Genomic DNA, 26,932 nt, shown 5'->3' on the forward strand with positions numbered 1-26,932 from the left:
ATGGTTGCTTCCACCGCCGACACTGCTAGCATCCGTGTCTCCCAGCCATTCTGCACTGCCAAGGATCGCGATGCCGTCAGCTCCATTGGATACCCGCTACCAGATCGAGACCCCGGAGGGCATCGAGCTGCCCCTACGCCCGGCCGGCCTGACGTCACGTGTGTTGGCCTTTGCCTTCGACCTGGGTGTGCGCGCAGTGGTCATGGGCGTTCTGCTGGTGCCATTGGCCATGCTTGGCAACGTCGGCATCGGCCTGGGTTCGCTGCTGCTGTTCCTGATCAGTTGGTGGTACATGGTGCTGTTCGAAGTACTCAACCAGGGATGCTCACCTGGGAAACAGGTCATGGGGTTGCGGGTGGTACACGATGACGGCACACCGATCGGCTGGTCCGCGTCACTGATCCGCAATTTGCTGCGGTTTGTCGACATGCTGCCATTCGGTTACTTTCTCGGCGCGATCAGTTGCCTGCAGCATCCTCACTTCAAGCGCCTGGGCGACCTGGCCGCCGGCACACTGGTGATCTACCGGGAGCAACCGCTTCTGCGTCCCAAGATTCCTCAAGCTGCCGCCCTACGCTTGCCCTTCGCTCTGGATCTGAGTGAACAACGGGCCATCCTTGGCTTTGCGGAACGCCAGGGTGAGCTTTCCACGGAGCGCGTTCACGAGTTGGCTTCGATTCTCGCCACCCCCTTGCACGTATCCCCGGCCCGCGCCGTGGAACAACTCAACGGCGTGGCCCGTGGCCTGTTGGGGTCGACATGAAGCAGAGTCTTTTCGAAAGCCGTCACCAGCCTCAATGGCAGGCCTTTGCCCAATACCTGCAACAATTGGAGCAAGGCAAGGTTAAAGCCAGTGACATGGCCGACTTCCCTCATCAGTACCGGCGTCTGTGCCAGCACCTGGCCCTGGCCCAGGAACGCGGCTACAGCAGCTATTTGGTAGACCCCTTGCAACAACTGGCCTTGCGCGGCCATCAACAGCTCTACCGTCATCGCAGCCAACTGACCGCAAATGTGCTGGGGTTCGTACTTGCCGGCTTTCCCCGGTTGGTGCGGGAACAGTGGCGTTTCGTACTGATAGCCAGCCTGCTGTTCTTTGGCAGCCTGATAGGTATCGCGTTGCTGGTCTACCTGTTTCCCGACCTGATCTACAGCATCGTCAGCCCTCAGCAGGTTGCAGAGATGCAGGGCATGTATGACCCCGATGCGAGCCGCCTGGGCCGCACCGCTGAGCGCGCATCGAGCGAAGACTGGATGATGTTCGGCTACTACGTGATGCACAACATCGGTATCGCGTTCCAGACGTTTGCCGCCGGTTTGCTGTTCGGCCTGGGCAGCGTGTTCTTTCTGATTTTCAACGGCCTGGTCATCGGTGCGGTCTCCGGGCACCTGACCGAAATCGGCTCCGGCCAGACCTTCTGGTCATTCGTCATCGGGCATGGCGCGTTCGAGCTGACGGCCATCGCCCTCGCCGGTGCCGCTGGTTTGCAACTGGGCTGGGCGCTGATCGCTCCCGGGCAGTTGACCCGCGGCGAGTCACTACGGCTGGCGGCGCGCAAGAGCGTGCAGATGTTGTGCGGAGTAATGATCTTCCTGTTGATCGCTGCCTTCATCGAAGCGTATTGGTCATCCGCCACCCTGATAGCCCCCTGGATCAAGTACCTGGTTGGCGCGGCACTATGGCTTCTGGTAGCCGCTTACCTGAGCCTTGCCGGAAGGACTCTCCATGCGCCTGAGTGATGCCAGCGTGGTCATCCGCCCGCGCACTGCCTGGGAGGCGATGGATCTTGGCGTGTTGATGGCCCGCGAGCACCGCCTGCTCCTGATGAGCAGTTGGGCGTTGGTGACTCTGCCAGTGTTCGCCGCGCTCACGGCACTGCTGTGGAAGTACCCGTCCACCGCGATTTTCCTGTTCTGGTGGCTCAAGCCAGCCTTTGACCGCTTGCCACTGTATATCCTCTCCAAGGCATTGTTTGGCGAAACGCCCAGCATAAAGCAGGCTGTTCGCCAGTGGCCGCGACTGCTCAAGGGCCAACTGTTGGCCAGCCTGACCTGGCGGCGACTCAGCCTGAGCCGCAGCTTTGTGATGCCGGTGAGCCAACTTGAAGGCCTGGATGGCCCCGCTCGCCAAAAACGCCTGGGCGTGCTGCAGCAACGTAACGCTGGCGCCGCACGCTGGTTGACCACCATCGGGGTGCATCTGGAGATCGGACTGTGGTTCGGTTGCATGACGCTTTTCTATCTGTTCATTCCCCAGAACCTCGAGTCGGATTGGGATTGGCAACGCCTGATACTGGCGACAAGCTCGGAAGGCTTGTGGCTGGAACACCTGAGCAATGCCTTCTACGCCGTAATCCTGGTGTTTTGGGAACCTATCTATGTAGCCTGCGGTTTCAGCCTCTACCTGAATCGCCGCACGGTATTAGAGGCCTGGGACCTGGAGTTGGTCTTCCGCCGTCTTCGTCAGCGCCTGAGCAACGTGGTGCCGTTGTTATTACTGATGATGGGCCTGTCGCTGCTGCCATTCAGCCCGCCTGCCATGGCAGAGTCATCCCCCTCACAAAAACCGCTAGCCACCCAGGACGCAAGCCAATCCATCAAGTCCCTGATGGAAAAGCCCCCCTTCAAAAATCCGGAAACCGTCACGCGCTATCGCTTTGGCGAAGACAAGCCGCCTGTTAAAAACAAGGCTCACCGCGACGGTAAGCTTCCGGACTGGCTGAAGGCATTGCTGGACAACCTCAACAGCAATACCTTCAAGCACATCGCCCAAGGTTTGGAGGTGCTGCTGTGGGGACTTATTGTCGGTGCATTGATCACGCTGGTATGGCGCTATCGTGAGTGGTTGCGCACGTTTGTCAGCCGACGCAGGCTACGCAAGCCACAAGATCTCAAAGTTACCCCCGCGCAATTGTTCGGCCTTGAGCTAGGCCTCGAGACGTTGCCCGACGATATTGCCAGTGCCGCCGAACACCTGTGGCCCACCCAGCCAAGGGAAGCCCTTGGCCTGCTATATCGCGGCCTGCTCAGCCGGCTGCTGCATGACTTCAACATGCCGCTGAAAAGCGCTGACACCGAAGGCCAGATCCTGGAACGGGTCAACCAGTTGCAACAACCACAACTGCTGGCGTTCAGCGACGACTTGACCAGGCATTGGCAAAACCTCGCCTACGGCCATCGCCTACCTCCCCCTTTAGTCCAGCAACAGCTATGCAGTGATTGGCGCACCCTGTTCAGCCGGGGGAGCAATCCATGAACCGGCCTTTACTGTGGGCGGGACTCTTGCTGGCGTGCCTGCTTGGAGCGGGTGGTTACTACGCATGGAGCAAGGCAATTCCCTACGATGAGGTGGTGGATCGCGGCCCTTCTCCAGAAGCCCTGGCCAACCCCTACCTGGCAGCCGAACACTTTCTACGCCAACAAGGCCTGACCGTTGAGCGCGCCAATAGCCTGGAGCGGCTGGCTACCCTGCCCGCCAAGGGCAACAGCCTGTTGCTGCTCGGCGAGCGCAGCAACATGTCACCCCGCCAGGTAGAGCAACTGCTGGGTTGGGCCAAATCCGGCGGCCATTTGTTGCTGGTGGCCGAGGCGTTGTGGGATGAAGAGACTGGCAAAAGCGGCGACCTGTTGCTCGATGGTTTGCATATCCACCAGACCTTGAGTGACGAGCCTGAGGAACCTGCACCGTCCAGCAACAAAGCACTTAAAAAGAAAGCCCCGGACCTCACCAAACTCTACATCGACAATGAAAACCCATCGGCTTACTTCAGTTTCGACACAGACTTCAATCTCACCGACCCCAGGCACCTGGCCCAATTCTCTGCCAACAGCGCAAGATCGAGCCACCTGATGCAACTCGACCTCGGGGAAGGCAGCGTCACGGTAATCACCGACAGCGACCTGTGGAAAACCCCGAGCATCGCCAAGTACGACAATGCCTGGTTGCTGTGGTACCTGAACCAGGGCAAGGCCGTGACCTTGCTGTTCAACACCGACTTCGACGACCTGTTCACCTTGCTGATGCGGTACTTCCCCCAGGCTCTGGTAGCACTCGCTACCTTGATCATCCTGGCTCTTTGGCGGGCGGGCCAACGTCAAGGCCCGGTACGTAAACCCGCAGACCATGCACGTCGTCAATTGCAGGAACACCTCAAAGCCAGCGCTGACTTCCTGTTGCGCCGCAGCGGCCAGGGCACACTACTGCATGCCTTGCAGCGCGATATCCTGCGCGCGGCCCGGCACCGTCACCCCGGCTTTGAACACCTCGACAATGCAGAACAGTGCCGGGCGCTTGAACACCTGACGCGCCAACCCTTTCACATCATCAGCCAGGCCCTTGGCCCACTCCCGGAGAAACGGCTTTCCAGCGCCGATTTCAGCCGTCAGGTGGCGTGCCTGCAAACCCTCAGGAATGCCCTATGAGTGAATTTCCAAGCGCCACTGCCTTGACCCGCGAAACCGTGCAACGCGCCAGCGGGCAAGCCCAAGCCCTGCGCAATGAGTTGCGCAAAGCGGTGATTGGCCAGGACCCGGTGATCAACGATGTCCTGACCGCGCTGATCGCCGGCGGGCATGTGCTGCTCGAAGGTGTACCGGGTCTGGGTAAAACCCTGCTGGTGCGTGCCCTGGCACGCTGCTTTGAGGGCGATTTCGCGCGCATCCAGTTCACCCCGGACCTGATGCCCAGCGATGTCACAGGCCACGCCGTGTATGACCTGCACACCGAACAGTTCAAGCTGCGCAAAGGGCCGGTGTTCACCCATTTGTTGCTGGCCGACGAAATCAACCGTGCCCCGGCCAAGACCCAGGCCGCGTTGCTCGAAGCGATGCAGGAACGGCAAGTCACCCTCGAAGGCGAGGCGTTGCCCATCGGCCAACCGTTCATGGTGCTGGCGACCCAGAACCCTATTGAACAGGAAGGTACTTACCCCCTGCCGGAAGCGGAGCTGGATCGCTTCATGCTCAAGGTGCGCATGGATTACCCCGATGCGCAGCAAGAACTGGACATGGTGCGTGAAGTCACGCGCTCGTCTCGGGCCGACATGCTGGATGTACAACCCTTGCGCACGGTACTGCTGGCCGAAGATGTGCTGCAGCTTCAGCAGATAGCCAGTGAGCTGGCACTCGACGAACAAGTGCTCGACTATGCCGTACGGCTGGCGCGCGCCACCCGCAGTTGGCCGGGGCTGGCCATCGGTGCCGGCCCGCGGGCGTCCATCGATCTGGTGCGCGGCGCGCGCGCCCGTGCCTTGTTGCGCGGCGGCGAATTCGTCACGCCGGACGACATCAAGGATTGTGCCTTGGCAGTACTGCGCCATCGGGTACGTATCGCGCCAGAGCTGGATATCGATGGGTTGGAAGTCGACCAGGTGCTCAAGCAACTGCTCGATCAGATCCCGGCGCCTCGGCAATGACTCGCCCATGAAACCGACCCGTCTGCTGTTGAACTGGCTGGGCGTATTGCTGGGCTTGGGCATCGTGCTGGGCACTGCGGCAGCGTTGCAGTTCAAGTTGCCCGACACCTTGTACGCCATCGCATGGGGGCTGCTACTGGCACTGTTACTGCTCGCGCTGCTGGATGCGATGCGTCTGCGTAACCGCCCTTCGCCCCGCGTGCAACGGCAAATGCCCGGAAGCCTGGCACTGGGCCGCTGGGGAGAAATCCGCCTGGTTCTAGAGCATGACTTTGCGCAGGCACTGAGCGTGCAGGTGTTCGATCATGTCCCTGACGGGTTGTCCGTCGAGCACATGCCCCAATCCATAGACCTGCGCCCCGGTGAACGCAGTGAACTGGGTTATCGCCTTCGCCCCTTGCGACGCGGGCATTTCAATTTCGGCCGCTGTGAAATTCACCTGCCCAGCCCCATGGGCCTGTGGTCAGCACGACGACTGATCGAAGTGAGCGATACCACCCGCGTCTACCCAGACTTCGCCCGTCTGTACGGCGCCCAACTCCAGGGCGTGGACAACTGGCTGAGCCAACTGGGTGTACGCCAACGCCAGCGGCGCGGCTTGGGACTGGAATTTCACCAGTTGCGCGAGTTTCGCGAAGGGGACAGCCTACGGCAGATCGACTGGAAGGCCACCGCCCGGCAACGCACACCCATTGCTCGTGAATACCAGGATGAGCGCGACCAACAGATCGTGTTCATGCTCGATTGCGGCCGCCGCATGCGTAGCCAGGATGACGAACTGTCTCACTTTGACCATGCCCTGAATGCCTGCCTGCTGCTCAGCTACGTCGCGTTGCGCCAGGGGGATGCGGTAGGACTGTGCACCTTTGCCGGTGACCAGCCACGCTACCTGGCGCCGGTCAAAGGCAGTAGCCAATTGAACCTGTTGCTCAACGCGGTATACGACCTGGATACCACTCGACGGACTGCTGACTATCAGGCTGCAGCAAGCGAGTTGCTGGCTCGGCAGAAACGGCGCGCATTGGTGATCGTGATAACCAACCTGCGGGATGAGGATGATGAAACACTGCTGGCTGCCGTCAAGCGTATCAGTCGTCAACACAGGGTGCTGGTGGTCAGCCTGCGCGAGGAAGCGCTCGATCGACTGCGCCAAGCCCCCGTACAAACCTTGCCCGAAGCCTTGGCCTACAGCGGCACCATCGACTACCTGAATACCCGCAACGAACTGCACGACCGACTCAGCGCCCAAGGCCTGTCCCTATTGGACAGTTTGCCGTCTGAACTGGGACCGGCGTTGGTCACGCGCTACCTGGGGTGGAAGAAAGCTGGCGTGCTCTGAAAAGTGCCCGCCAACTCTTTATCTAAGCCGAAGCCTGCAAAGGATCAAAGCTGAAGTAATGCAATAAGACGTTGATCAACTGCTCATATTCCTCAGGTGCCTGCAGCACCCTGAACCCGGAATCATAGTGCTGGGGGTTTACATCCTCATGACTCCATAGGCAGCTCGCCGTGAGATCAATGGGATGGAAGGTGCCGTCAGCCGCCGGAATCTTCAAACGCAGCTCAAAATCCACGTCGACCATCATGGGCAGTTGGCTGATTAACATCAGTCCATCTTCAGAGACATTTCCCAAAAAGCCGATGGGCTTGTCGGTAAGACGATTAAACACTTGCAAAAAACAAGGAAGCTGATGCCGCTCGATCCGTCGGTCGGTAAACATGGTGAGATCGCCATCCAATGGCCATGACTGCGGCCGTGCCAGTGATTCGGAACGGGTAATACGCCCGCTCTCCTTGGATCTCGGTGCGACAACAGGCAATTGCCTGCCGCTAGACAGCCACCCAGTCCGGGGCCCCACATCCATTTGCATAGAACTTATACAAATGAACATTCAAAGAATAGCCCAAGACTGGCAACGGGCCAGTTATGGAATGACGAATATCATCACAAAGAAGCTGGTCGCGGTTGCGCGACGCTTGCACCAGGGTAATGCCCCAGTTGTTGCAGGGTGTCGAGCCTCGCGCGGGCGCGGTAGGCGTACTCGCTCGATGGGTATTGATTGATAATGAATTGATAGGTCTGTACCGCGTCGACGAACAGCTTTTGCCGTTCCAGGCACTGACCGCGCAACATCGAGACTTCCGGCTGCACATAACGTCGGGTGCGACTTTCACGGTCGACCTGGGACAATTCCAGGGTAACGCGCTCGCAGTCACCGACCTTGTAGGCGCGGTAGGCATTGTTCAGATGGTGATCCATCGACCAACGGGTGCAGCCGACAACACTGACGGCCAGGGCAGCAATGAGCAAAATTCGCATGAGGGTTCTCCTGTCTTGTGCAGTGTATCGACCCCTCGTCGAAAATCTTCAAGGATGTTCGTATTCAGCCGCAGCGAAAACAAGTCAATCATCGATAAGTAGTGCAAACGAACAATGACTACAACGAAAGAGCATAGTAGCCTTCTCCAGCGCTTGAACTCAGGAGTCTGTGCATGTCCGTCCGTCGTACCAAAATCGTCGCCACCCTTGGCCCGGCCAGCAACTCGCCGGAAGTCCTCGAACAGCTGATTCTGGCTGGTTTGGACGTTGCCCGTCTGAACTTCTCCCACGGCACCCCGGACGAGCACAAGGCTCGCGCCAAGCTGGTGCGTGACCTGGCCGCCAAGCACGGCCGCTTCGTCGCTCTGCTGGGTGACCTGCAAGGCCCGAAAATCCGTATCGCCAAATTCACCAACAAGCGGATCGAGCTGAAGATCGGTGATCAATTCACCTTCTCCACCAGCCACCCGCTGACCGAAGGCAACCAGCAGGTCGTGGGTATCGACTATCCGGATCTGGTCAAGGACTGCGGCGTCGGCGACGAGCTTCTGCTGGATGATGGCCGCGTAGTAATGCGCGTCGAAACCGCGACCCCGACCGAACTGCACTGCGTCGTGCTGATCGGTGGTCCGCTGTCCGACCACAAAGGCATCAACCGTCGTGGGGGTGGCTTGACCGCACCAGCCCTGACGGAAAAAGACAAGGCCGACATCAAGCTCGCCGCCGAAATGGAAGTGGACTACCTCGCCGTGTCCTTCCCGCGCGACGCCGCCGACATGGAATACGCCCGTAAGCTGCGCGACGAAGCCGGTGGTACTGCCTGGCTGGTGGCGAAGATCGAACGCGCCGAAGCCGTGGCCGATGACGAAACCCTCGACGGCCTGATCAAGGCTTCCGACGCGGTGATGGTTGCCCGTGGCGACCTGGGCGTGGAAATCGGTGACGCCGAGCTGATCGGTATCCAGAAGAAGATCATCCTGCACGCTCGCCGCCACAACAAGGCAGTGATCGTGGCGACCCAGATGATGGAGTCGATGATCCAGAACCCGATGCCGACCCGCGCCGAAGTGTCCGACGTGGCCAACGCCGTGCTCGACTACACCGACGCCGTGATGCTCTCGGCCGAAAGCGCCGCCGGCCCGTACCCGCTGGAAGCCGTGCAAGCCATGGCACGTATCTGCCTCGGCGCTGAAAAGCACCCGACCAGCAAGACCTCCAGCCACCGCATCGGCAAAGAGTTCGAAAGCTGCGACCAGAGCATCGCCCTGGCTGCCATGTACACCGCGAACCACTTCCCCGGTGTGAAGGCGATCATCGCGCTGACCGAAAGTGGCTACACGCCGTTGATCATGTCGCGCATCCGTTCCTCGGTGCCGATCTACGCGTTCACCCCGCACCGTGAAGCCCAGGCGCGCACCGCGCTGTTCCGTGGCGTGTACACCGTTCCGTTCGATCCGGCTTCGCTGGCACCGAACGAAGTCAGCCAGAAGGCGATCGACGAGCTGGTCAAGCGTGGCGTCGTAGAGAAAGGCGACTGGGTCATCCTGACCAAGGGCGACAGCTACCACACCACCGGTGGCACCAATGGCATGAAGATCCTGCACGTGGGCGACCCGCAGGTCTGAGTGACACGCTGAAAAACAAAAGCCCCGCCATGTGAATGGCGGGGCTTTTTTGCATTTCAAGAGTTCGTGTCGAACTCGGTCAAGCCCGCTCCCACATGTTGATCAGCGCCGGGTGATGAACCCCGACAACGCCGCAATCGCCTCAGGCGATCTCAAGCGATGGGTAAACAGCGCCCCCTCCTCCTCGATCACCTGCCGCAACTGCTCACGATCAACACTTTTCATCAATTGCTTGGTCACCTGCACCGCCCCCGGCGCCAGGGTTTCGAAACGCTCAGCCACTTCCCGCGCCTTGGCCAACGCCGCCTCACCGCTGCCCAACGCCTCGGTGGCAATCCCCCAGGCTGCCGCCTGTTCGCCGGTAAAGCCCTCGCCCAGCAACAATAATTCCGCAGCCTTTGCGTGCCCCAACAACCTCGGCAGAATCAGGCTCGACCCAAACTCCGGGCACAGCCCCAGGTTGACAAACGGCATGCGCAACCGCGCATCGCGGCTGATGTATACCAGATCGCAATGCAGCAACAGGGTTGTCCCGATACCCACCGCAACGCCCGCCACGGCGGCAATCACCGGTTTGCGGCAGTTGAGCAGGCTTTTCATGAAATAAAACGGTGGGCTGTCGAGATCGCTGGGCGGCTGTTCGAGAAAATCGCCGATGTCGTTGCCGGCAGTGAAGCATTCACTGCTGCCCTGGATCAGTACGCAGCGGATGTCCTCATCCGCATCGGCCTGCTCCAGTGCCTCGGCCAATTGCGTGTACATGGCGCGGGTCAGGGCGTTTTTCTTGTCGGGGCGATTGAGCTGCAAGGTCAGCAACCCGCGTTCGCGGTGTTGCAGGATGGCATCGGTCATGGCGAATCTCGCGGCTGTAGAGTTCAGCGCTCAACCACGGGGCAGGAACACATCGGCCAGCAGTTGATTACGCGGCAGTCCCGCCAGGAACAGACGCTTGGAAAACGCCTCGACACTGGCCGGGTGCCCGCAGAGTAAAGCCAGAGTTTGCCGCGAAACAAGCCGCAGTTGCGCCAATGCCTGGGTTGCCTGCGCCGCCGTCCACAGCCCCACCGTCACGTTGGGATGCTGTGCGGCCAGCAGCGCCAAGGGTTCGGCCAGGTAATGCCCCTCAGTATCATGGGCCAGGTGAATCACGCGGATGTCGCCCTGATGATCCTGGCGCAAGGCCTCTCGCAACACGCCCCAAAGAGGGCCAAGGCCGGTGCCGGACGCCAGTAGCCACAGCGGTCGGCTTTGCCAGTCGGGATCGTATTGCAGCGCGCCGCCGCGCAGTTCGCCCAGCCGCAAACGGTCGCCCAGCTGCAACTGGCGGGCAAGATCACTGAATTCGCCAGGCAGACGGCAATCGAGGTGAAACTCCAGGAATGGGTCATCCTGGGGCAAGCTCGCCAGGGAATAGGGCCGCGCCACTTGTCCCGCCCACAACACCAGATGCTGCCCAGCCCGGTAGCGCAGGCCTCGCTCGGGTTGCAGGCGCAGGCGCAGCACACTCGGGCTCAACCAATCGATACCCACCACCTGGGCCGGCAACCCATCACGCGTAGGATCAAAGGTTTCGACGCGCAGGTCCCCGCTCACCTGGCACTGACACGCCAAGCGCCAGCCGTCCTGACGTTGCGCCGGGCTCAAGGCCTCGGGCTGCTTGTCCTCGATCTCTCCCTGGCATCGCACCAGACACGCATGGCAACTGCCGGCGCGACAACTGTAAGGCACGGCCACACCTGCCTCGTTCAAGGCATCCAGCAGGTTGCTGCCGGTCGTTACCGACCAATGGCGTTCGCCGACATACAGTTCAGGCATATAACTCTCACCTGTAGGAGCGAGCTTGCTCGCGAAGATCGCTAACGATAACGCGGGGTGCCTGACGAAACCCATCAAATTCAAGTTTTTCGCGAGCAAGCTCGCTCCTACAACCCAATCGAGCCAGGCATTCATGACCATAGTCGGGTGTATCGGCCACCGAGCCGGGTTATACTGCCGCGCCTTTTTAGCGTCGCGCCTGCACCACTTTGGCGTGCCTTGGAAAGGTGAGCTCAGCCGACCGATGCAACACTGAGCCCACCTTTATTGAATGTTCCCTTATAGAGGAGCGCGACTCATGACCGTGATCAAGCAAGACGACCTGATTCAGAGCGTTGCCGACGCCCTGCAATTCATTTCCTACTACCACCCCGTGGATTTCATCCAGGCCATGCACGAAGCCTACCTGCGCGAAGAATCGCCAGCGGCCCGTGACTCCATCGCCCAGATCCTGATCAACTCGCGCATGTGCGCCACCGGCCATCGCCCGATCTGCCAGGACACCGGTATCGTTACCGTGTTCGTGCGCGTGGGCATGGACGTGCGTTGGGATGGCGCTACCATGGGCCTGGACGACATGATCAACGAAGGCGTGCGTCGCGCCTACAACCTGCCGGAAAACGTCCTGCGTGCCTCGATCCTGGCCGACCCGGCAGGCGCGCGTAAGAACACCAAGGACAACACCCCGGCGGTGATCCACTACTCCATCGTCCCGGGTAACACCGTGGAAGTGGACGTGGCAGCCAAGGGCGGCGGTTCCGAGAACAAGTCGAAAATGGCGATGCTCAACCCGTCCGACTCGATCGTTGACTGGGTATTGAAGACCGTTCCGACCATGGGCGCCGGCTGGTGCCCACCGGGCATGCTCGGCATCGGCATCGGCGGCACCGCCGAGAAAGCCGCCGTCATGGCCAAGGAAGTGTTGATGGAATCCATCGACATCCACGAGCTGAAAAAGCGCGGCCCGCAGAACCGTATCGAAGAGATGCGCCTGGAGCTGTTCGAGAAGGTCAACCAACTGGGCATCGGCGCCCAGGGCCTGGGTGGCTTGACCACCGTGCTCGACGTGAAGATCATGGACTACCCGACCCACGCAGCGTCCTTGCCGGTGTGCATGATCCCCAACTGCGCCGCCACCCGTCACGCGCACTTTGTGCTCGACGGCTCGGGCCCGGCCTCGCTGGAAGCGCCACCGCTGGACGCCTACCCGGAAATCGTCTGGGAAGCTGGCCCATCGGCCCGTCGCGTCAACCTAGATACCCTGACTCCGGAAGAAGTGCAGAGCTGGCAGCCGGGCGAAACCGTGTTGCTCAACGGCAAGATGCTCACCGGTCGCGACGCCGCGCACAAGCGCATGGTCGAGATGCTGAACAAGGGCGAAACCCTGCCGGTGGACCTCAAGGGTCGCTTCATCTACTACGTCGGCCCGGTTGATCCAGTGCGCGAAGAAGTGGTTGGCCCAGCCGGCCCGACCACCGCGACGCGGATGGACAAGTTCACCCGTCAGATCCTCGAGCAAACCGGCCTGCTGGGCATGATCGGCAAATCCGAGCGCGGCCCGACTGCGATCGAAGCGATCAAGGACCACAAGGCCGTGTACCTGATGGCCGTGGGCGGCGCCGCTTACCTGGTGGCGCAAGCCATCAAGAAGTCGCGTGTTGTTGCCTTCGCCGAACTGGGCATGGAAGCGATCTACGAGTTCGACGTGAAGGACATGCCGGTCACCGTTGCTGTCGACAGCAAAGGCGAATCCGTGCACATCACCGGTCCTGCCATCTGGCAGAAAAAGATCAGTGAAAGCCTGGCGGTAGAAGTGCAGTAAGCGCTTCCCCTGCAAACATAAAGGCGACTGTGGCCATGGCCCAGTCGCCTTTTTTATGGCACATGGTATGGTGCACTCCCTTACCGTGCCTGCCCATCACCGTATGATCGTCATCCCTCGCCCCCTGCGCCTGACCTTCTATTCCCTGCTGATCATCGCTGGCGCGCTACTGGCCGCGGCCTTGGCCACGCGCCACGCCGAACGCCAGGCCCTGGTGGACGACGCCGCCCGCGCCAATCAGCAGCTTGCGCTGTACGCCAACTCGCTGCATACCCTGATCGAACGCTACCGCGCCCTGCCCGCCGTGCTGGCGTTGGACTCGGAGATGATCAATGCCTTGAAGGGCCCGCTGGATACCGCGACCCAGGATCTGCTCAACCGCAAGCTGGAGCGCATCAACGGCGCGGCGCAGTCATCCACCCTGGAATTGATGGACCGCACCGGCCTGGCCGTGGCCGCCAGCAACTGGAACCTGCCCAGCAGTTATGTGGGCCACAACTACGCGTTTCGCCCTTATTTCAGCCAAACCTTGAGTCAGGGCACTGGGCGCTTTTACGCGGTGGGCGTGACCACCGGCATACCCGGTTACTTCCTCTCCAGCGCGGTGGTCGATGAACACGAACAGTTCCTCGGCGCGATGGTGGTCAAGCTTGAGTTCCCCGAACTTGAACGTGAGTGGGCCCAAGGCAATGACCTGCTGCTGGTCAGTGATGCGCGTGGCATTGTGTTCATCGCCAATCAACCCGGTTGGCGTTATCGCAACCTGCGACCGTTGTCGGCCAGCGACCTTGCCGAGCTGAAAGCCACACGCCAATACGACAAGAAACATCTGCAGGCACTCGAAACCAGCACCCTGCAACGCTTCGACGAAAACAGCCACCTGATGCGCGTCAACGGCCCGGATGGCAGTGCCAATTACATCTGGGAATCCCTGCCGTTGAAGGCCGAAGGCTGGACCTTGCACCTGCTGCGCAAACCGCAGTTCGCCTTTGAAGATCAACGTAACGCTGGCCTGGCTGCCGCCGGCTCCTGGCTGGCGCTGGTGTTCCTGGTGCTGTTCCTGACCCAACGCTGGCGCCTGGCCCGCTTGCGCCAGCGCAGTCGCGAAGAACTTGAGCAACTGGTGGAAGAACGCACCCAGGCGCTGCGTACCGCCCAGGATGGCTTGGTGCAATCGGCCAAATTGGCGGCGCTGGGACAGATGTCCGCCGCCCTCGCCCACGAAATCAATCAGCCACTCACCGCCCAACGCATGCAATTGGCCACGTTGCGCCTGCTGCTGGATCACGGTCGTGTCGACGACGCCTACCAGGCGCTCACGCCACTGGACGACATGCTCACGCGCATGGCCGCCCTCACCGGCCACCTCAAGACCTTCGCGCGCAAAAGCCCCAGTGGTTTGCGTGAACGCCTGGACCTGGCCACCGTGGTCGACCAGTCGCTGCACCTGCTCGATGCGCGCCTGCGCGATGAATCCATCGGCGTGGTGCTGGACCTGACCCGCCCCGCCTGGGTGCGCGGCGATGCCATCCGCTTGGAACAGGTCCTGATCAACCTGCTGCGCAACGCCCTCGACGCCATGGCCGACAAACCGCGCAAACGCCTGGAGATCCGCCTGCATGCCGACCAACAACTGTGGCGACTGACCGTCAGCGACAGCGGCGGCGGGATTGCCGACGAGCACCTGAACAGCGTGTTCGACCCGTTCTTCACCACCAAGCCTGTGGGTGATGGCCTCGGCTTGGGGCTGGCGGTGTCCTACGCTATCGTGCACGAATTGGGTGGGCGCCTGATCGCCAGCAATCGCGGCGACGGCGCGGTATTTACCCTGACCCTGCCTATCGCGCTGGAGACGCCCGACCTATGTTGAACGCGGTGATTGTGGTCGATGACGAAGCCAGCATCCGCACGGCCGTCGAGCAGTGGCTGAGCCTCTCGGGGTTCGAGGTGCAGTTGTTCAGCCGCGCCGAAGAATGCCTGGCGCAATTGCCCAAGGATTTCCCCGGCGTGATCCTCAGCGATGTGCGCATGCCCGGACTCAGCGGGCTCGAACTGCTGGCCGAGGTACAGCGCCGCGATGCCGATTTACCGGTCATCCTGCTCACCGGCCACGGCGATGTACCGATGGCGGTTGAGGCCATGCGCGACGGGGCCTACGACTTCCTGGAAAAACCCTTCAGCCCCGATGCCCTGCTCAACAGCCTGCGCCGCGCCCTGGACAAACGCGGGCTGATCCTGGAGAACCGCCGCCTGCATCAACAGGCCGATCATCGCGCGCAGTTGGAGTCGACCCTGCTCGGCGTGTCCCGTGGTTTGCAGACCTTGCGCCGCCAGGTGCTGGACCTGGCGAGCCTGCCGGTCAACGTACTGATCCGCGGCGAGACCGGCAGCGGCAAGGAAATGGTCGCCCGTTGCCTGCATGATTTTGGCCCTCGGTCGAAGAAACCCTTTGTCGCGCTCAACTGCGCCGCCATCCCCGAGCAGTTGTTTGAAGCCGAACTATTCGGCCACGAAAGCGGCGCGTTTACTGGCGCGCAGGGCAAGCGCATCGGCAAACTGGAATATGCCCACGGTGGCACGCTGTTCCTCGATGAAATCGAAAGCATGCCGCTGGCCCAACAGGTGAAACTGCTGCGAGTGTTGCAAGAACAGAAACTGGAGCGACTGGGCTCCAACCAGAGTATCCACGTGGACCTGCGCATCATCGCCGCCACCAAGCCCGACCTGCTGGAAGAGGCCCGCGCCGGGCGCTTTCGCGAAGACCTGGCCTATCGCTTGAACGTCGCGCAACTGCGCCTGCCGCCTTTGCGTGAGCGCCGCGAAGATATCCCGCTGCTGTTCGACCACTTTGCACAGAGTGCCGCCGAGCGCCTGGGCCGCAGCGTCGAACCCCTGAGCGGCGCTCAACTGGGGCGCCTGCTCAGCCATGATTGGCCAGGTAATGTGCGTGAACTGGCCAACGTCGCCGAACGCCAGGTATTGGGCCTTGGCGAACCGGAACCGGAAGGCATCGAGGCTGGGCAATCCCTGGCTGCGCAGCAGGAGGCCTTCGAAGCCCACTGCCTGAAAGCCGCGTTGACCCGGCACAAGGGCGATATCAAGGCCGTATTGGCCGAGCTGCAACTGCCACGCCGGACCCTCAATGAAAAGATGCAGCGCCATGGGTTGGTGCGGGACACCTTCCTGTAGGCGCTGGCTTGCCAGCGCCTACAATGGGCAGTGCGCGCCCGCACCAATAAGCGGATTTCCGCTCACCCATTGAAAATCATCAGCGGCTTTCCGCTCAAAAAAATCCTCGAACCCCTCTAATCCGGGCCTTCATCCACCTGGCACAGCTCCTGCTATAGCTCGAGCCAGGCTGCGCACGCGCCGCTCCATAAAAACAACTAGATGAAGGATCCTTCAATGGATAACTCCAACGCCCTGCCTCTGGGGTCGGCGGCCGCGCCGACGAAAGAGCGCACTACCTCCAGCCGCATCAAATCGATTTTCAGTGGTTCCGTCGGCAACATGGTCGAGTGGTACGACTGGTACGTCTACGCCGCCTTCTCGTTGTACTTCGCCAAGACCTTCTTCCCGAAAGGCGACACCACCGCCCAACTGCTCAACACCGCCGCGATCTTCGCCGTTGGCTTCCTGATGCGCCCGATCGGTGGCTGGCTGATGGGCCTGTACGCCGACAAAGTCGGGCGTAAAAAAGCCTTGATGGCCTCGGTCTACCTGATGTGCTTTGGTTCGCTGCTGATCGCCCTGAGCCCAGGCTATGAAATGATTGGTATCGGTGCACCGATCCTGCTGGTGTTTGCCCGTTTGCTGCAGGGGTTGTCGGTCGGCGGCGAATACGGCACTTCCGCCACCTACCTCAGCGAGATGGCGACCAAGGAACGCCGTGGTTTCTACTCCAGCTTCCAGTACGTGACCTTGATCTCCGGCCAGCTCATCGCCCTGGCCGTGCTGATCGTGCTGCAACAGCTGCTGACCACCGAGCAGCTGTATGCGTGGGGCTGGCGTATCCCGTTCGCCATCGGCGCGCTGTGCGCAGTCGTCGCGCTGTACCTGCGTCGTGGCATGGAAGAAACCGAGTCATTCACCAAGAAGGAAAAAGCCAAGGAAAGCGCGATGCGCACCTTGATGCGCCACCCCAAGGAACTGCTGACCGTGGTCGGCCTGACCATGGGCGGCACCTTGGCCTTCTACACCTACACCACCTACATGCAGAAATACCTGGTGAACACCGTCGGCATGAGCATTTCCGACTCCACCACCATCTCGGCAGCGACGCTGTTCCTGTTCATGTGCCTGCAACCCATCGTCGGTGGTCTGTCGGACAAAGTCGGCCGTCGCCCGATCCTGATCGCCTTCGGCATCCTCGGCACGCTGTTCACCGTGCCGATCCTCACCACCCTGCACACCATCCAGAGCTGGTGGGGCGCGTTCTTCCTGATCATGGCGGCGCTGATCATCGTCAGCGGCTACACCTCGATCAACGCCGTGGTGAAGGCCGAGCTGTTCCCGACCGAAATCCGCGCCCTGGGCGTGGGCCTGCCGTATGCGCTGACCGTATCGATTTTTGGCGGTACTGCTGAATACATCGCGCTGTGGTTCAAGAGCATCGGCATGGAAACCGGCTACTACTGGTATGTGACCGCGTGTATCGCGGTGTCGCTGGTGGTCTATGTGACCATGAAGGACACGCGTAAGCACTCGCGCATCACCACCGACTAACCGTTGAACGCAGTTCAAAATGTGGGAGCGGGCTTGCCCGCGAAAGCGGTGTGTCAGTCAACGATTGTAGAGACTGAACCACCGTATTCGCGGGCAAGCCCGCTCCCACATTGGGTATGATGCTGGTCCCGAAATCGAGAACAGAACAGGCCATGTCCGACGATATCCATTTCTACGAACCCGCCAACGGCCACGGCCTGCCCCATGACCCTTTCAATGCCATCGTCGGTCCACGGCCGATCGGCTGGATTTCGTCCCACGACAGCGAAGGCCGCCTGAACCTGGCGCCCTACAGCTTCTTCAACGCGTTCAACTACATTCCGCCGATCATCGGGTTTTCCAGTGTCGGGCGCAAAGACAGCCTGAACAACATCGAACAGACCGGCGAGTTTGTGTGGAACCTGGCAACCCGCCCGCTGGCCGAGCAGATGAACCAGAGTTGCGCCCCGGTTTCACCCGAGGTGAATGAGTTCGAATTGTCCGGCCTGACACCGGTGGCTTCGAAAATCGTGGGCGTGCCACGGGTGGGCGAGAGCCCGGTGTCGTTCGAGTGCAAGGTGACGCAAATCATCCAGCTTCAGCGCGCCGACAAGGCATTGGTGCCTAGCTGGCTGGTGTTGGGCGAGGTGGTCGCGGTGCACATAGCCAAGTGGTTGCTCAAGGACGGTATCTACGACACCGCCGCCGCCGAGCCGATTCTGCGCGGTGGCGGCCCGGCGGATTACTTCCAGTTGGGCCCTGAGGCCCTGTTCAAGATGCATCGACCGAAGTAAATCCAGTAGGAGCGAGCTTGCTCGCGAAGGGCGTCAACAATAACGCGGGCATCTTGATACGCTGCGGCGCCCTTGGATTTTTCGCGAGCAAGCTCGCTCCTACAGGACGGCGGGTGCCCAGTTCAGCACGCCTTCTTCATCGACATCGACCAACCGCTCAAGCTGCAGGGTGGCCGCATGGTCGGCGTCGGAGGCCGTGGTGAACTTTTGTCCATCAAGGATCTTGTGAAACTGCGGTGCGCCCATGCCATCCAGTGCCTTGACGGCGACGGCGGCGCTGTAGCCACCCTCACCCGGTACTACGGCGGAAACGGCTTCGTGGTGGGCAAATTGTTTACGTGCCATGTTGCTGGTCCTGGCCAATGGAAAGTCGGCCATTCTAGACCTTCAGCCGGCGAGTTGCAGGTACTCGCCGTAGGCGTGTGCAGCGGATGCGTCAGTAAAGGTCTGGAAGTCCATGCTGCGGACCACCATGTCATTCAACAGCTCGGTCAGGATCATCAGGGCTGGTGAGTTGAAGTAGGCGCTCATCGCCTCCTCACTGCTCCAGAAACCGGAGATCAACCAGACATCGGGATCGACCTGGGAATGCTGCAACGAGAACTGCAGGCAACCCTGAGCCTGACGGCCCGGTTCGATCAAACTGCTCAAGCGTGCACCGAGTTCGGTGCTGCACCCGGTGCGGGCGCGGATAAAGGCCATATGGCTCGCGGGAATGGGGGTGGACATGTTCGACTCTCCCGTTGAGAAGTGATGCTCGGCAAGCACTGTGAGGGCGTGTTGCCACAGGATCAAAGATAACGGCGCGGGGGCGGGCGCGGTTAGTCAATTCCTGTCGGCTTATTGCACAATCCTGCGAGAAGCGTAGAGAGGACGTCTGGCGCAGACGTTTTATTCCATGGGTCAACGCCTTGTTTCAGGGAGATGACAGGCCTCGCGATTGCCTGATTCACGATGCGTCGCAGGATCAGGCAAGGATTGTGCAGAATCGACGTAACACTTTTTGAAAAGCCGCCGCTAAGCTGAGCCCATCGAAGTAGCCAGTAGAGGACGCTCCATGTCGTCGCCCGAACATAAAGCCATGCCCCTCGATGCCGAGATGGAAAAACAGCGCGCCGAACTGGCCAGCATCGTGCACCGGCATACCTGGGAGGACGGCTCCTACGGCACCGCCATCACCACCTTGTTCCTGAACCGCCACAACACGCCGCGCGACTTCATGCCGGTACTGGTGGAGCCTGCCCTGTGCATTCTGGCCAGCGGCAGCAAGGAAGTGCGCCTGGCCGACGAGATCTTTGCCTACGACCCACTCAATTACCTGGTGTTCTCGGTGGCGATGCCGGTGGCCGGGCGGATCATTGATGCCACCCCGGAAGACCCGAACCTGTCGGTGCGCATCAATATCGACCCGGCGCAGTTGACGGCCTTGATCGCGGAAGCAGGGCCGATGGGCGTGCCGTCGCGTCCGACCTCCCGTGGCATGTATGTCGACCGCATCGACGGCCAACTGCTCGACGCCGTGCTGCGCCTGGCGCGCCTGCTGGACTCGCCCAAAGACATCGCCATGCTTGCGCCGCTGATCAACCGGGAAATTCTTTATCGCCTGTTGCGGGGTCCACAGGGTTATCGCCTGTATGAAATCGCCGTGGCCAACAGTCAGAGCCATCGGGTCAGCCAGGCGATCAAGTGGTTAAACGGCAATTACGAGCAACCACTGCGCATCGATGACCTGGCCAAGGAAGTGAACCTCAGCGTCTCGACCTTGCACCACCGCTTCAAGGCAATCACCGCCATGAGCCCGTTGCAGTACCAGAAGCAACTGCGCTTGCAGGAAGCGCGGCGGTTGATGATCGCCGAAGGGTTGGAAGCGTCGGCGGCCGGGTATCGCGTGGGGTATGAAAGCCCGTCGCAGTTTAGCCGCGAGTACAGCCGGCTCTTCGGTGCGCCGCCATTGCGTGACCTGGCCCGATTGCGCCAGAGCATCTGACTCAACGGAGATCAAAATGTGGGAGTGGCGGTTTTGTGTTTATTCAGTCCAGACCGCGGGGTAGCTGCAAGGTCACCCGCAACCCTCCCTCGCGCAGATTCTGCAAACTCACTTCCCCACCATGGCTATGGGCAATGTTGCGCGCAATTCCCAACCCCAAGCCATAGCCCTGCTGCTGCCCAGCCAGGCGGAAGTGAGGTTCAAAAACTTGTTCCAGGCGTTGCTCGGGTACGCCTGGCCCTTCGTCATCCACATGCAGGATGAACTCCACGCCATCGTCCTCGATGTACAGGTGGGCGTTCTGACCGTACTTCAACGCGTTGTCGATCAGGTTGCCGATGCAACGCTTGAGCGCCAGCGGCTTGCCCGGATATGCCGTCAACGCCCGGCCATGCTGGGTCACGCGGCCATTCCCGTTCGGCGCCAGGTACGGCTCTACCAGGCAATCGAGCACATGGTTCAGGTCGACCGGCTCGATGTTTTCGTGGATATCCGTATCTTTCACGCATTGCAGCGCGCCCTTCACCAACAACTCCAGCTCATCCAGGTCGCGGCCGAACTTGGTTTGCAGGTTCTCGTCTTCGAGCAATTCCACGCGTAGGCGCAGGCGGGTGATCGGTGTGCGCAAGTCGTGGGAAATCGCGCTGAACAACTGGCTGCGCTCGGTCAGGTAACGGCTGATGCGCTCGCGCATGGCATTGAACGCACGGCCCACTTCGACCACTTCGCTGCCGCCACCTTCGGCGACTGGCTCTACATCGGCGCCCAGGGACATGTCCCGCGCCGCCCGTGCCAGACGCTTGAGCGGTCGGCTCTGCCAGTGCACCAGCAAACCGATGAACAGCAGCAGAAAACCGCTGGTCAGCACGATAAACCACACCTGCTGGGACGGCAGGCCTTGCTCTTCAAGACTGGTGTAGGGCTCGGGCAATAGCGAGGCGATGTACAGCCATTCGCCAGGCGCGAGCTGAATCTGAGTGACCAGCACCGGCGGGTTTACCGGCTCCAGGGTCAGTGCGTAGTGGGCCCAGGAACGCGGCAGTTCATCAAGTTTGAGGCCGGCATTGAAGATGCGCAGGTCTTCGGCGCTGACAAACTCCACCGAGATATGCACATCGGCACCGAGGGTTTGTTTCAGCACTTCATCGACCGCTTCAAGCACGGCCTGCTTACGCGGGGTTTGCGGCAGGATGGCCATGTCCAACGGGCGATCATTGAGGGTCACGACGAAACGCGTGCCGCCCATGCTGCGCAATTGGTCGAGGACCAATGGGCGATAGGCCACCGGCAATGAACGGAAATAACTCACGCTGGCGGTCATCGAATGCGCCAGGCTGCGGGCGCTGGTGACCAGGCCTTCGAGCTGTGTGGCACGCAACTGCGAGACCCAGATCACGCTGGACAGCGCCTGGGCAAACAACACCGCCAGCAACGTCAGCAGCAGCATGCGCCCCAGCAACGAACGTGGCACCGGGAAGCGGCGACGGCGTTCAGTCAGATGTTCAGTGGGCATTGCCGGCAACCACGCTGGCTGCCAGTTGATAACCGCTGCCGCGCACCGTGCGGATCAGCCTCGGGGGTTTTTCGGTATCGCGCAAGCGTTGGCGCAGGCGGCTGACGGCCATGTCGACGATACGGTCCAGCGGCATCAGGTCGCGGCCACGGGTAGCGTTGCCGATGGTGTCACGGTCGAGGATCTGTTGCGGGTGGTCGAGAAACAATTTGAGCAGGGCGAAATCGGCCCCGGAGAGGATCACTTCTTCGCCGTCTACATGAAACAGGCGGTGGCTGATCATATCCAGGCGCCATTCATCAAACACCAGCACGTCCCCACCTACGCTGCGCTCCTGGCCGAACTGGCAACGGCGCAACAGGGCCTTGATCCGCGCCTGCAACTCGCGGGGGCTGAACGGCTTGCCGATGTAGTCGTCGGCGCCCAGTTCCAAGCCAATCACGCGGTCGGCCTCGTCGGAACTGGCGGTGAGCATGATGATCGGCACCTGCGCCTGGCGCGGGTGCTGGCGGATCCAGCGGCAAAGGCTGAAACCGTCTTCGTCCGGCAACATCACATCGAGGATGACCAGGTCGCACGGCGCCTCGTTCATCGCTTGGCGGAACCCCGCGCCATCCGGCACGCCACGCACCTGGAAACCGGCGCGACTGAGGTAGGTCTGCAGCAATTCGCGGATTTCCTGGTCGTCGTCGACGAGGAGAATCGATTTACTGATTACGCTCACGGGGTCCTCCTTGTTGTTATGGCCAATCTGTAGGAGCGAGCTTGCTCGCGAAAATCCTGAAGCTGCTGCGTATCACCTGATGCGCTGCGTTATCGTTAACGTTCTTCGCGAGCAAGCTCGCTCCTACATGGCAAAAGCCTGCTCAAGCGCCACCCCAGCCCCGGTCAACCCGGAATACGGCGCGGTCACCAACCACACCGGAATGCCTTTGAAGTAGTCGCTCATACAGCCTTTGTCGGCGAAACTCTTGGCAAAGCCGCTGTTGATAAAGAAGTCGGCAAACCTCGGTATCACCCCGCCCACGATGTACACGCCACCGCGTCCACCGGTGGTCAGTACATTGTTGCCGGCAACGCGGCCCAGCCAGATGCTGAACTGGTCCAATACTTCCATCGCCACCGGGTCGCCGGCCAGGCCTGCGGCCGTGATGGCCTCGGGGGTTTCCAGTACCGGTGTGTGGCCGTCGACCGCGCAAATGGCACGGTACAGACGCGGCAAGCCGCCACCGCTCAAGGCGGTTTCGGCGCTGACGTGGCCGATCTCAGTGTAGATGTGCTGCCACAGCTGGGTTTCACGCGGGCTGCTGAGGGGCAGGTCGACATGCCCGCCCTCCCCCGGCAACGCCGCAAAACGGCCAGCGCCGAGGTCCAGCAGCGTCCCGACCCCCAGGCCAGTGCCAGGGCCAATCACTACCGCCGGGCGCAATGGCTCCGGCGTACCCTCGCAGACCACGCGAAATTCGTCGGGCTTGAGGCGGGTCATGCCCAAGGCCATGGCCGAGAAGTCATTGACCAGCAGCAGTTCATCGACCTGCAACGTCTTGCAAAACGCAGTCTTGCTCAGGCGCCAGTGATTGTTGGTGAATTTAAATTCATCGCCGCTTACCGGCCCGGCCACCGACAGGCACACCGCACCGATGTCGCCGATTTCCAGGCCTTCCTCCTTGAGGTAAACCTTGATCGCATCTTCAGGGCTGGAGTGATCCGCCGTGGCATGCACGCGGATCGAATGCAGTTCCTGATCGCGCCACAACGCAAAACGGGCGTTGGTGCCCCCGATATCACCGACCAGCGCAAGCTTCACTTAAGCGTCTCCAAGGCAGAGGTAAAGGCGCTGGCGCCCTGCTCTGCGGAGCTTGCGGCCAAGCGCATAAATGCAAACAGCTCGCGACCGGCCCCCACGTTATTGCCCAACAGGCCCGTGGCAGGCGCGCGCGCTGCGAATTCGTCGGCGTCCACCTTAAGCTCCAAGGTGCCCTTCACGCCATCCACGCGAATGATATCGCCATCGCGCACCCGCGCCAGTGGCCCGCCGCTCTGGGCTTCGGGGTTGACGTGGATCGCGGCGGGGATCTTACCCGACGCGCCGGACATACGCCCGTCTGTTACCAGTGCGACTTTGAAGCCACGGTCCTGCAACACGCCAAGGAACGGCGTCATCTTGTGCAATTCGGGCATGCCATTGGAGCGCGGGCCCTGGAAGCGCATGACGGCCACGAAGTCTTTTTCCAACTGACCGGCCTTGAACGCGTCGGCCAGGTCTTGCTGGTCCTGGAACACCACCGCCGGCGCTTCAACAATTTGATGTTCCGGCGCTACGGCAGACACTTTCATCACGCCACGACCGAGGTTGCCTTCCATCACACGCAAGCCACCTTCCGGCGAGAACGCACGGGCCACGGGACGCAGGATGCTTTCGTCGAGGCTTTCGATCGGGCCGTCGCGCCAGATCAGCTCGCCGTCGACCAGGAATGGTTCCTGGGTGTAGCGGCTCAGGCCCTTGCCGGCCACCGTGTTGACGTCCTCGTGAAGCAGGCCGGCTTCGAGCAGCTCGCGGATCAGGAACGACATGCCGCCCGCCGCCTGGAAGTGGTTGATGTCGGCCTTGCCGTTTGGATACACGTGGGACAGGGTCGGCACCACCTCGGAGAGGTCAGCCATGTCGTCCCAGGTAAGAATAATGCCCGCCGACATGGCGATCGCCGGCATGTGCAGGGTGTGGTTGGTCGAACCACCAGTGGCGTTGAGGGCGATGATGGAGTTGACGATGGATTTCTCATCGACGATCTCGCCGATCGGCATGAAGCTGCCGTTGGCCTTGGTCAGGCGGGTGACCTGGTGCGCGGCTTCGCGGGTCAGCGCATCGCGCAGCGGCGTGTACGGGTTGACGAACGAGGCGCCCGGCAGGTGCAAGCCCATCACTTCCATCAGCAACTGGTTGGTGTTGGCGGTGCCGTAGAAGGTGCAGGTGCCAGGGCTGTGGTAGGACTTCATCTCCGATTCCAACAGCTCTTCGCGGGTGGCCTTGCCTTCGGCGTAGCGCTGGCGCACGTCGGCTTTCTGCTTGTTGGAGATGCCCGACGGCATCGGGCCGCCCGGTACGAATATCATCGGCAAGTGGCCGTAGCGCAGCGCGCCCATCATCAGGCCGGGGACGATCTTGTCGCAAATGCCCAACATCAGCGCGGCATCGAACATGTTGTGGGACAGCGCTACCGCCGTGGACATGGCAATGACTTCACGGCTGAGCAGGCTCAACTCCATCCCAGGCTCGCCCTGGGTCACGCCGTCACACATGGCAGGGGTGCCGCCGGCGAACTGGCCGACCGAGCCGACTTCGCGCAGGGCTTTCTTGATCTGTTCAGGAAAATGTTCGTACGGCTGGTGCGCCGAGAGCATGTCGTTATATGACGAAACAATTGCCACGTTGGCGGCATTCATCATGCGCAGACTATTTTTATCTTCAGTGCCGCAACCGGCCACGCCGTGGGCGAAGTTGGCGCATTGCAGCTTGCCGCGCATCGGACCGTCGGTGGCTGCACCGCGAATGAGCGCAAGGTAGGCCTCGCGGGTGGCGCGGCTGCGGGCGATAAGCCGTTCGGTGACCTCAAGAACGCGGGGATGCATGTGTAGAACTCCAGGCTAACGGATGTGGCGACCTGAGTGTCTATGCTGATCAAACGCCCGCAGCGCATGGGATGGCAGGGAGTCGTTTGGATCATCGGACCAGTTGATTCAGGTCACTCGTTGTAGATTGAACAAAATATTGCCACTAAAAAGGCTTGTTTTCTATTTTTATGCGAATAATCTTGTAATTCTTACAACAAATCGACGACAGGCACTCTCCAATGACTCTTCGTATCGCAATCAATGGTTTTGGCCGTATCGGCCGTAATGTCCTGCGCGCACTGTATACCCAAGGCTACCGCCAGGATTTGCAGATCGTCGCCATCAACGATCTGGGCGACAGTTCGATCAACGCCCACCTGCTCAAATACGACACCGTGCATGGCACTTTCGAAGCAGAGGTCGCTCACGATCAGGAAAGCCTGACCGTCAATGGCGACCGGATTGCCGTCAGTGCCATTCGCAACCCAGCCGACCTGCCGTGGGCTGCACACAAGATCGACGTGGTGTTCGAATGCACCGGCCTGTTCACCGACCGTGACAAAGCTGCCGCCCATATTACCGCCGGCGCGCGCAAGGTGATCATTTCCGCACCGGCCAAGGGCGCGGACGCGACCGTGGTCTATGGCGTCAACCACGACATTCTGCGTCAATCCCACCAGATCATCTCAAACGCCTCGTGCACCACCAACTGCCTGGCGCCTGTGGCTCAAGTGCTGCACCGCGAGCTGGGCATCGAAAGCGGCCTGATGACCACGATTCACGCCTACACCAACGACCAGAACCTGACCGACGTCTACCACACCGACCCGTATCGTGCGCGTTCGGCCACCCAGAACATGATCCCGAGCAAAACCGGCGCCGCTGAAGCCGTCGGCCTGGTGCTGCCGGAACTGGCGGGCAAGCTGACCGGCATGGCGGTGCGTGTACCGGTGATCAACGTGTCGCTGGTGGACCTCACCGTGCAGTTGAAGAAAGAAGCCACCGCCGAACAGGTCAACGCGCTGCTCAAGGATGCCAGCCAGCATTCGAAGATTCTGGGTTACAACACCCTGCCGCTGGTTTCCAGCGACTTCAACCACAACCCGTTGTCGTCGATCTTCGATGCCAATCACACCAAAGTCAGCGGCAAGTTGCTGAAAGTGCTGGCTTGGTATGACAACGAGTGGGGCTTCTCCAACCGTATGTTGGATAACTGCCTGGCATTGTGTAACGCCGAGTAATCCAGTGGGAGTGGGCTTGTGTGGGAGCGGGCTTGCTCGCGAATACAGACGCCTCGGTTCATCTGAATACCGAGGTGATGCATTC

24 protein-coding genes are annotated in these 26,932 nt (G+C 60.9%); 14 read left to right on the forward strand and 10 right to left on the reverse strand.

Translation table 11 applies throughout. The annotated features are described in order from the left end of the window. The first annotated feature begins 70 nt into the window (after positions 1-70). The 6 genes from RB216_RS23610 to RB216_RS23635 are packed head-to-tail and all read left to right on the forward strand — an operon-like array spanning position 71 to position 6,753. Positions 71-763 carry an RDD family protein gene (locus RB216_RS23610; protein ID WP_308907961.1) on the forward strand — a complete coding sequence of 231 codons (693 nt, stop codon included), beginning with the start codon at positions 71-73 and terminating at the stop codon, positions 761-763. Beyond that, positions 760-1,740, forward strand: coding sequence for a stage II sporulation protein M (locus RB216_RS23615; protein WP_028617856.1), 981 nt, complete (start codon positions 760-762; stop codon positions 1,738-1,740). The genes RB216_RS23610 and RB216_RS23615 overlap by 4 nt, the downstream gene beginning before the upstream one ends. Next, positions 1,727-3,256, forward strand: coding sequence for a DUF4129 domain-containing protein (locus tag RB216_RS23620; protein ID WP_308907962.1), 1,530 nt, complete (start codon positions 1,727-1,729; stop codon positions 3,254-3,256). The genes RB216_RS23615 and RB216_RS23620 overlap by 14 nt, the downstream gene beginning before the upstream one ends. After that, positions 3,253-4,422 carry a DUF4350 domain-containing protein gene (locus RB216_RS23625; protein WP_122685527.1) on the forward strand — a complete coding sequence of 390 codons (1,170 nt, stop codon included), beginning with the start codon at positions 3,253-3,255 and terminating at the stop codon, positions 4,420-4,422. Before RB216_RS23620 ends, RB216_RS23625 begins: the two co-directional genes overlap by 4 nt. Continuing rightward, on the forward strand, positions 4,419-5,414 hold the full coding sequence (locus tag RB216_RS23630; RefSeq protein ID WP_308907963.1) for an AAA family ATPase: 996 nt from the start codon (positions 4,419-4,421) through the stop codon (positions 5,412-5,414). The genes RB216_RS23625 and RB216_RS23630 overlap by 4 nt, the downstream gene beginning before the upstream one ends. 7 nt (positions 5,415-5,421) lie before the next feature. Beyond that, complete coding sequence (locus RB216_RS23635; protein ID WP_068937967.1) at positions 5,422-6,753, forward strand: DUF58 domain-containing protein; 1,332 nt, start codon at positions 5,422-5,424, stop codon at positions 6,751-6,753. Positions 6,754-6,775: 22 nt separating this feature from the next. On the opposite strand, the gene RB216_RS23640 is transcribed toward RB216_RS23635, so the two are convergent. Together RB216_RS23640 and RB216_RS23645 are read right to left on the reverse strand one after the other, a co-directional pair. Further along, on the reverse strand, positions 6,776-7,135 hold the full coding sequence (locus tag RB216_RS23640; RefSeq protein WP_028617764.1) for a PilZ domain-containing protein: 360 nt from the start codon (positions 7,133-7,135) through the stop codon (positions 6,776-6,778). Between the two features lie 224 nt (positions 7,136-7,359). Continuing rightward, positions 7,360-7,734: a tol-pal system YbgF family protein gene (locus tag RB216_RS23645; protein WP_025854787.1), complete on the reverse strand. Its 375-nt coding sequence runs from the start codon at positions 7,732-7,734 to the stop codon at positions 7,360-7,362. 173 nt (positions 7,735-7,907) lie between these two features. On the opposite strand from RB216_RS23645, the gene pyk reads away from it, so the two are divergent. Further along, positions 7,908-9,359: a pyruvate kinase gene (pyk, locus tag RB216_RS23650; RefSeq protein ID WP_016975479.1), complete on the forward strand. Its 1,452-nt coding sequence runs from the start codon at positions 7,908-7,910 to the stop codon at positions 9,357-9,359. Positions 9,360-9,461: 102 nt separating this feature from the next. Here pyk and RB216_RS23655 read toward each other — a convergent pair whose 3' ends face one another. Next, complete coding sequence (locus RB216_RS23655) at positions 9,462-10,211, reverse strand: enoyl-CoA hydratase-related protein (protein WP_308907964.1); 750 nt, start codon at positions 10,209-10,211, stop codon at positions 9,462-9,464. 30 nt (positions 10,212-10,241) lie between these two features. Next, complete coding sequence (locus RB216_RS23660) at positions 10,242-11,174, reverse strand: iron-sulfur-binding ferredoxin reductase (RefSeq protein WP_308907965.1); 933 nt, start codon at positions 11,172-11,174, stop codon at positions 10,242-10,244. A 298-nt stretch (positions 11,175-11,472) separates the two neighbouring features. Between RB216_RS23660 and RB216_RS23665 the strand changes: the two genes are divergently transcribed. From RB216_RS23665 to RB216_RS23685, 5 genes are all read left to right on the forward strand, one after another. Next, positions 11,473-12,996 carry a fumarate hydratase gene (locus RB216_RS23665; protein ID WP_016971118.1) on the forward strand — a complete coding sequence of 508 codons (1,524 nt, stop codon included), beginning with the start codon at positions 11,473-11,475 and terminating at the stop codon, positions 12,994-12,996. A 103-nt stretch (positions 12,997-13,099) separates the two neighbouring features. Further along, positions 13,100-14,866, forward strand: coding sequence for a sensor histidine kinase (mifS, locus tag RB216_RS23670; RefSeq protein WP_028617769.1), 1,767 nt, complete (start codon positions 13,100-13,102; stop codon positions 14,864-14,866). After that, positions 14,860-16,185: a two-component system response regulator MifR gene (gene mifR, locus RB216_RS23675; RefSeq protein WP_308907966.1), complete on the forward strand. Its 1,326-nt coding sequence runs from the start codon at positions 14,860-14,862 to the stop codon at positions 16,183-16,185. Before mifS ends, mifR begins: the two co-directional genes overlap by 7 nt. A gap of 216 nt (positions 16,186-16,401) precedes the next feature. Next, the gene (locus tag RB216_RS23680) at positions 16,402-17,721 is read left to right on the forward strand and encodes an MFS transporter (RefSeq protein WP_068935922.1); all 1,320 of its coding nucleotides are present in this window, start codon (positions 16,402-16,404) and stop codon (positions 17,719-17,721) included. Between the two features lie 152 nt (positions 17,722-17,873). Continuing rightward, positions 17,874-18,494: a flavin reductase family protein gene (locus RB216_RS23685; protein ID WP_068935919.1), complete on the forward strand. Its 621-nt coding sequence runs from the start codon at positions 17,874-17,876 to the stop codon at positions 18,492-18,494. A 99-nt stretch (positions 18,495-18,593) separates the two neighbouring features. On the opposite strand, the gene RB216_RS23690 is transcribed toward RB216_RS23685, so the two are convergent. Both RB216_RS23690 and RB216_RS23695 read right to left on the reverse strand, forming a co-directional pair. Beyond that, complete coding sequence (locus RB216_RS23690) at positions 18,594-18,872, reverse strand: hypothetical protein (protein WP_305382615.1); 279 nt, start codon at positions 18,870-18,872, stop codon at positions 18,594-18,596. A 9-nt stretch (positions 18,873-18,881) separates the two neighbouring features. Next, the gene (locus RB216_RS23695) at positions 18,882-19,223 is read right to left on the reverse strand and encodes an antibiotic biosynthesis monooxygenase family protein (protein ID WP_028617774.1); all 342 of its coding nucleotides are present in this window, start codon (positions 19,221-19,223) and stop codon (positions 18,882-18,884) included. A gap of 328 nt (positions 19,224-19,551) precedes the next feature. Here RB216_RS23695 and RB216_RS23700 point away from each other — a divergent pair, with 328 nt between their 5' ends. After that, entirely contained in the window at positions 19,552-20,481 is a 930-nt protein-coding gene (locus tag RB216_RS23700) for an AraC family transcriptional regulator (RefSeq protein WP_028617775.1), read from the forward strand. Between the two features lie 43 nt (positions 20,482-20,524). Here the strand turns inward: RB216_RS23700 and RB216_RS23705 are convergent, their stop codons facing one another. The 4 genes from RB216_RS23705 to edd all read right to left on the reverse strand — a co-directional run bounded on the left by RB216_RS23705 (position 20,525) and on the right by edd (position 25,624). Beyond that, entirely contained in the window at positions 20,525-21,952 is a 1,428-nt protein-coding gene (locus RB216_RS23705; protein WP_201769846.1) for an ATP-binding protein, read from the reverse strand. A gap of 31 nt (positions 21,953-21,983) precedes the next feature. Then, positions 21,984-22,718: a response regulator gene (locus tag RB216_RS23710; protein WP_025854798.1), complete on the reverse strand. Its 735-nt coding sequence runs from the start codon at positions 22,716-22,718 to the stop codon at positions 21,984-21,986. 123 nt (positions 22,719-22,841) lie between these two features. Further along, positions 22,842-23,801, reverse strand: coding sequence for a glucokinase (locus RB216_RS23715; protein ID WP_028617777.1), 960 nt, complete (start codon positions 23,799-23,801; stop codon positions 22,842-22,844). Beyond that, the gene (gene edd, locus RB216_RS23720) at positions 23,798-25,624 is read right to left on the reverse strand and encodes a phosphogluconate dehydratase (RefSeq protein ID WP_028617778.1); all 1,827 of its coding nucleotides are present in this window, start codon (positions 25,622-25,624) and stop codon (positions 23,798-23,800) included. The genes RB216_RS23715 and edd overlap by 4 nt, the downstream gene beginning before the upstream one ends. Before the next feature lie 221 nt (positions 25,625-25,845). Between edd and gap the strand changes: the two genes are divergently transcribed. Further along, positions 25,846-26,847 carry a type I glyceraldehyde-3-phosphate dehydrogenase gene (gene gap, locus RB216_RS23725; protein WP_016975496.1) on the forward strand — a complete coding sequence of 334 codons (1,002 nt, stop codon included), beginning with the start codon at positions 25,846-25,848 and terminating at the stop codon, positions 26,845-26,847. Positions 26,848-26,932 lie beyond the last annotated feature (85 nt).

This window comes from Pseudomonas canadensis, from assembly GCF_030980095.1.
Lineage (GTDB): Bacteria > Pseudomonadota > Gammaproteobacteria > Pseudomonadales > Pseudomonadaceae > Aquipseudomonas > Aquipseudomonas canadensis.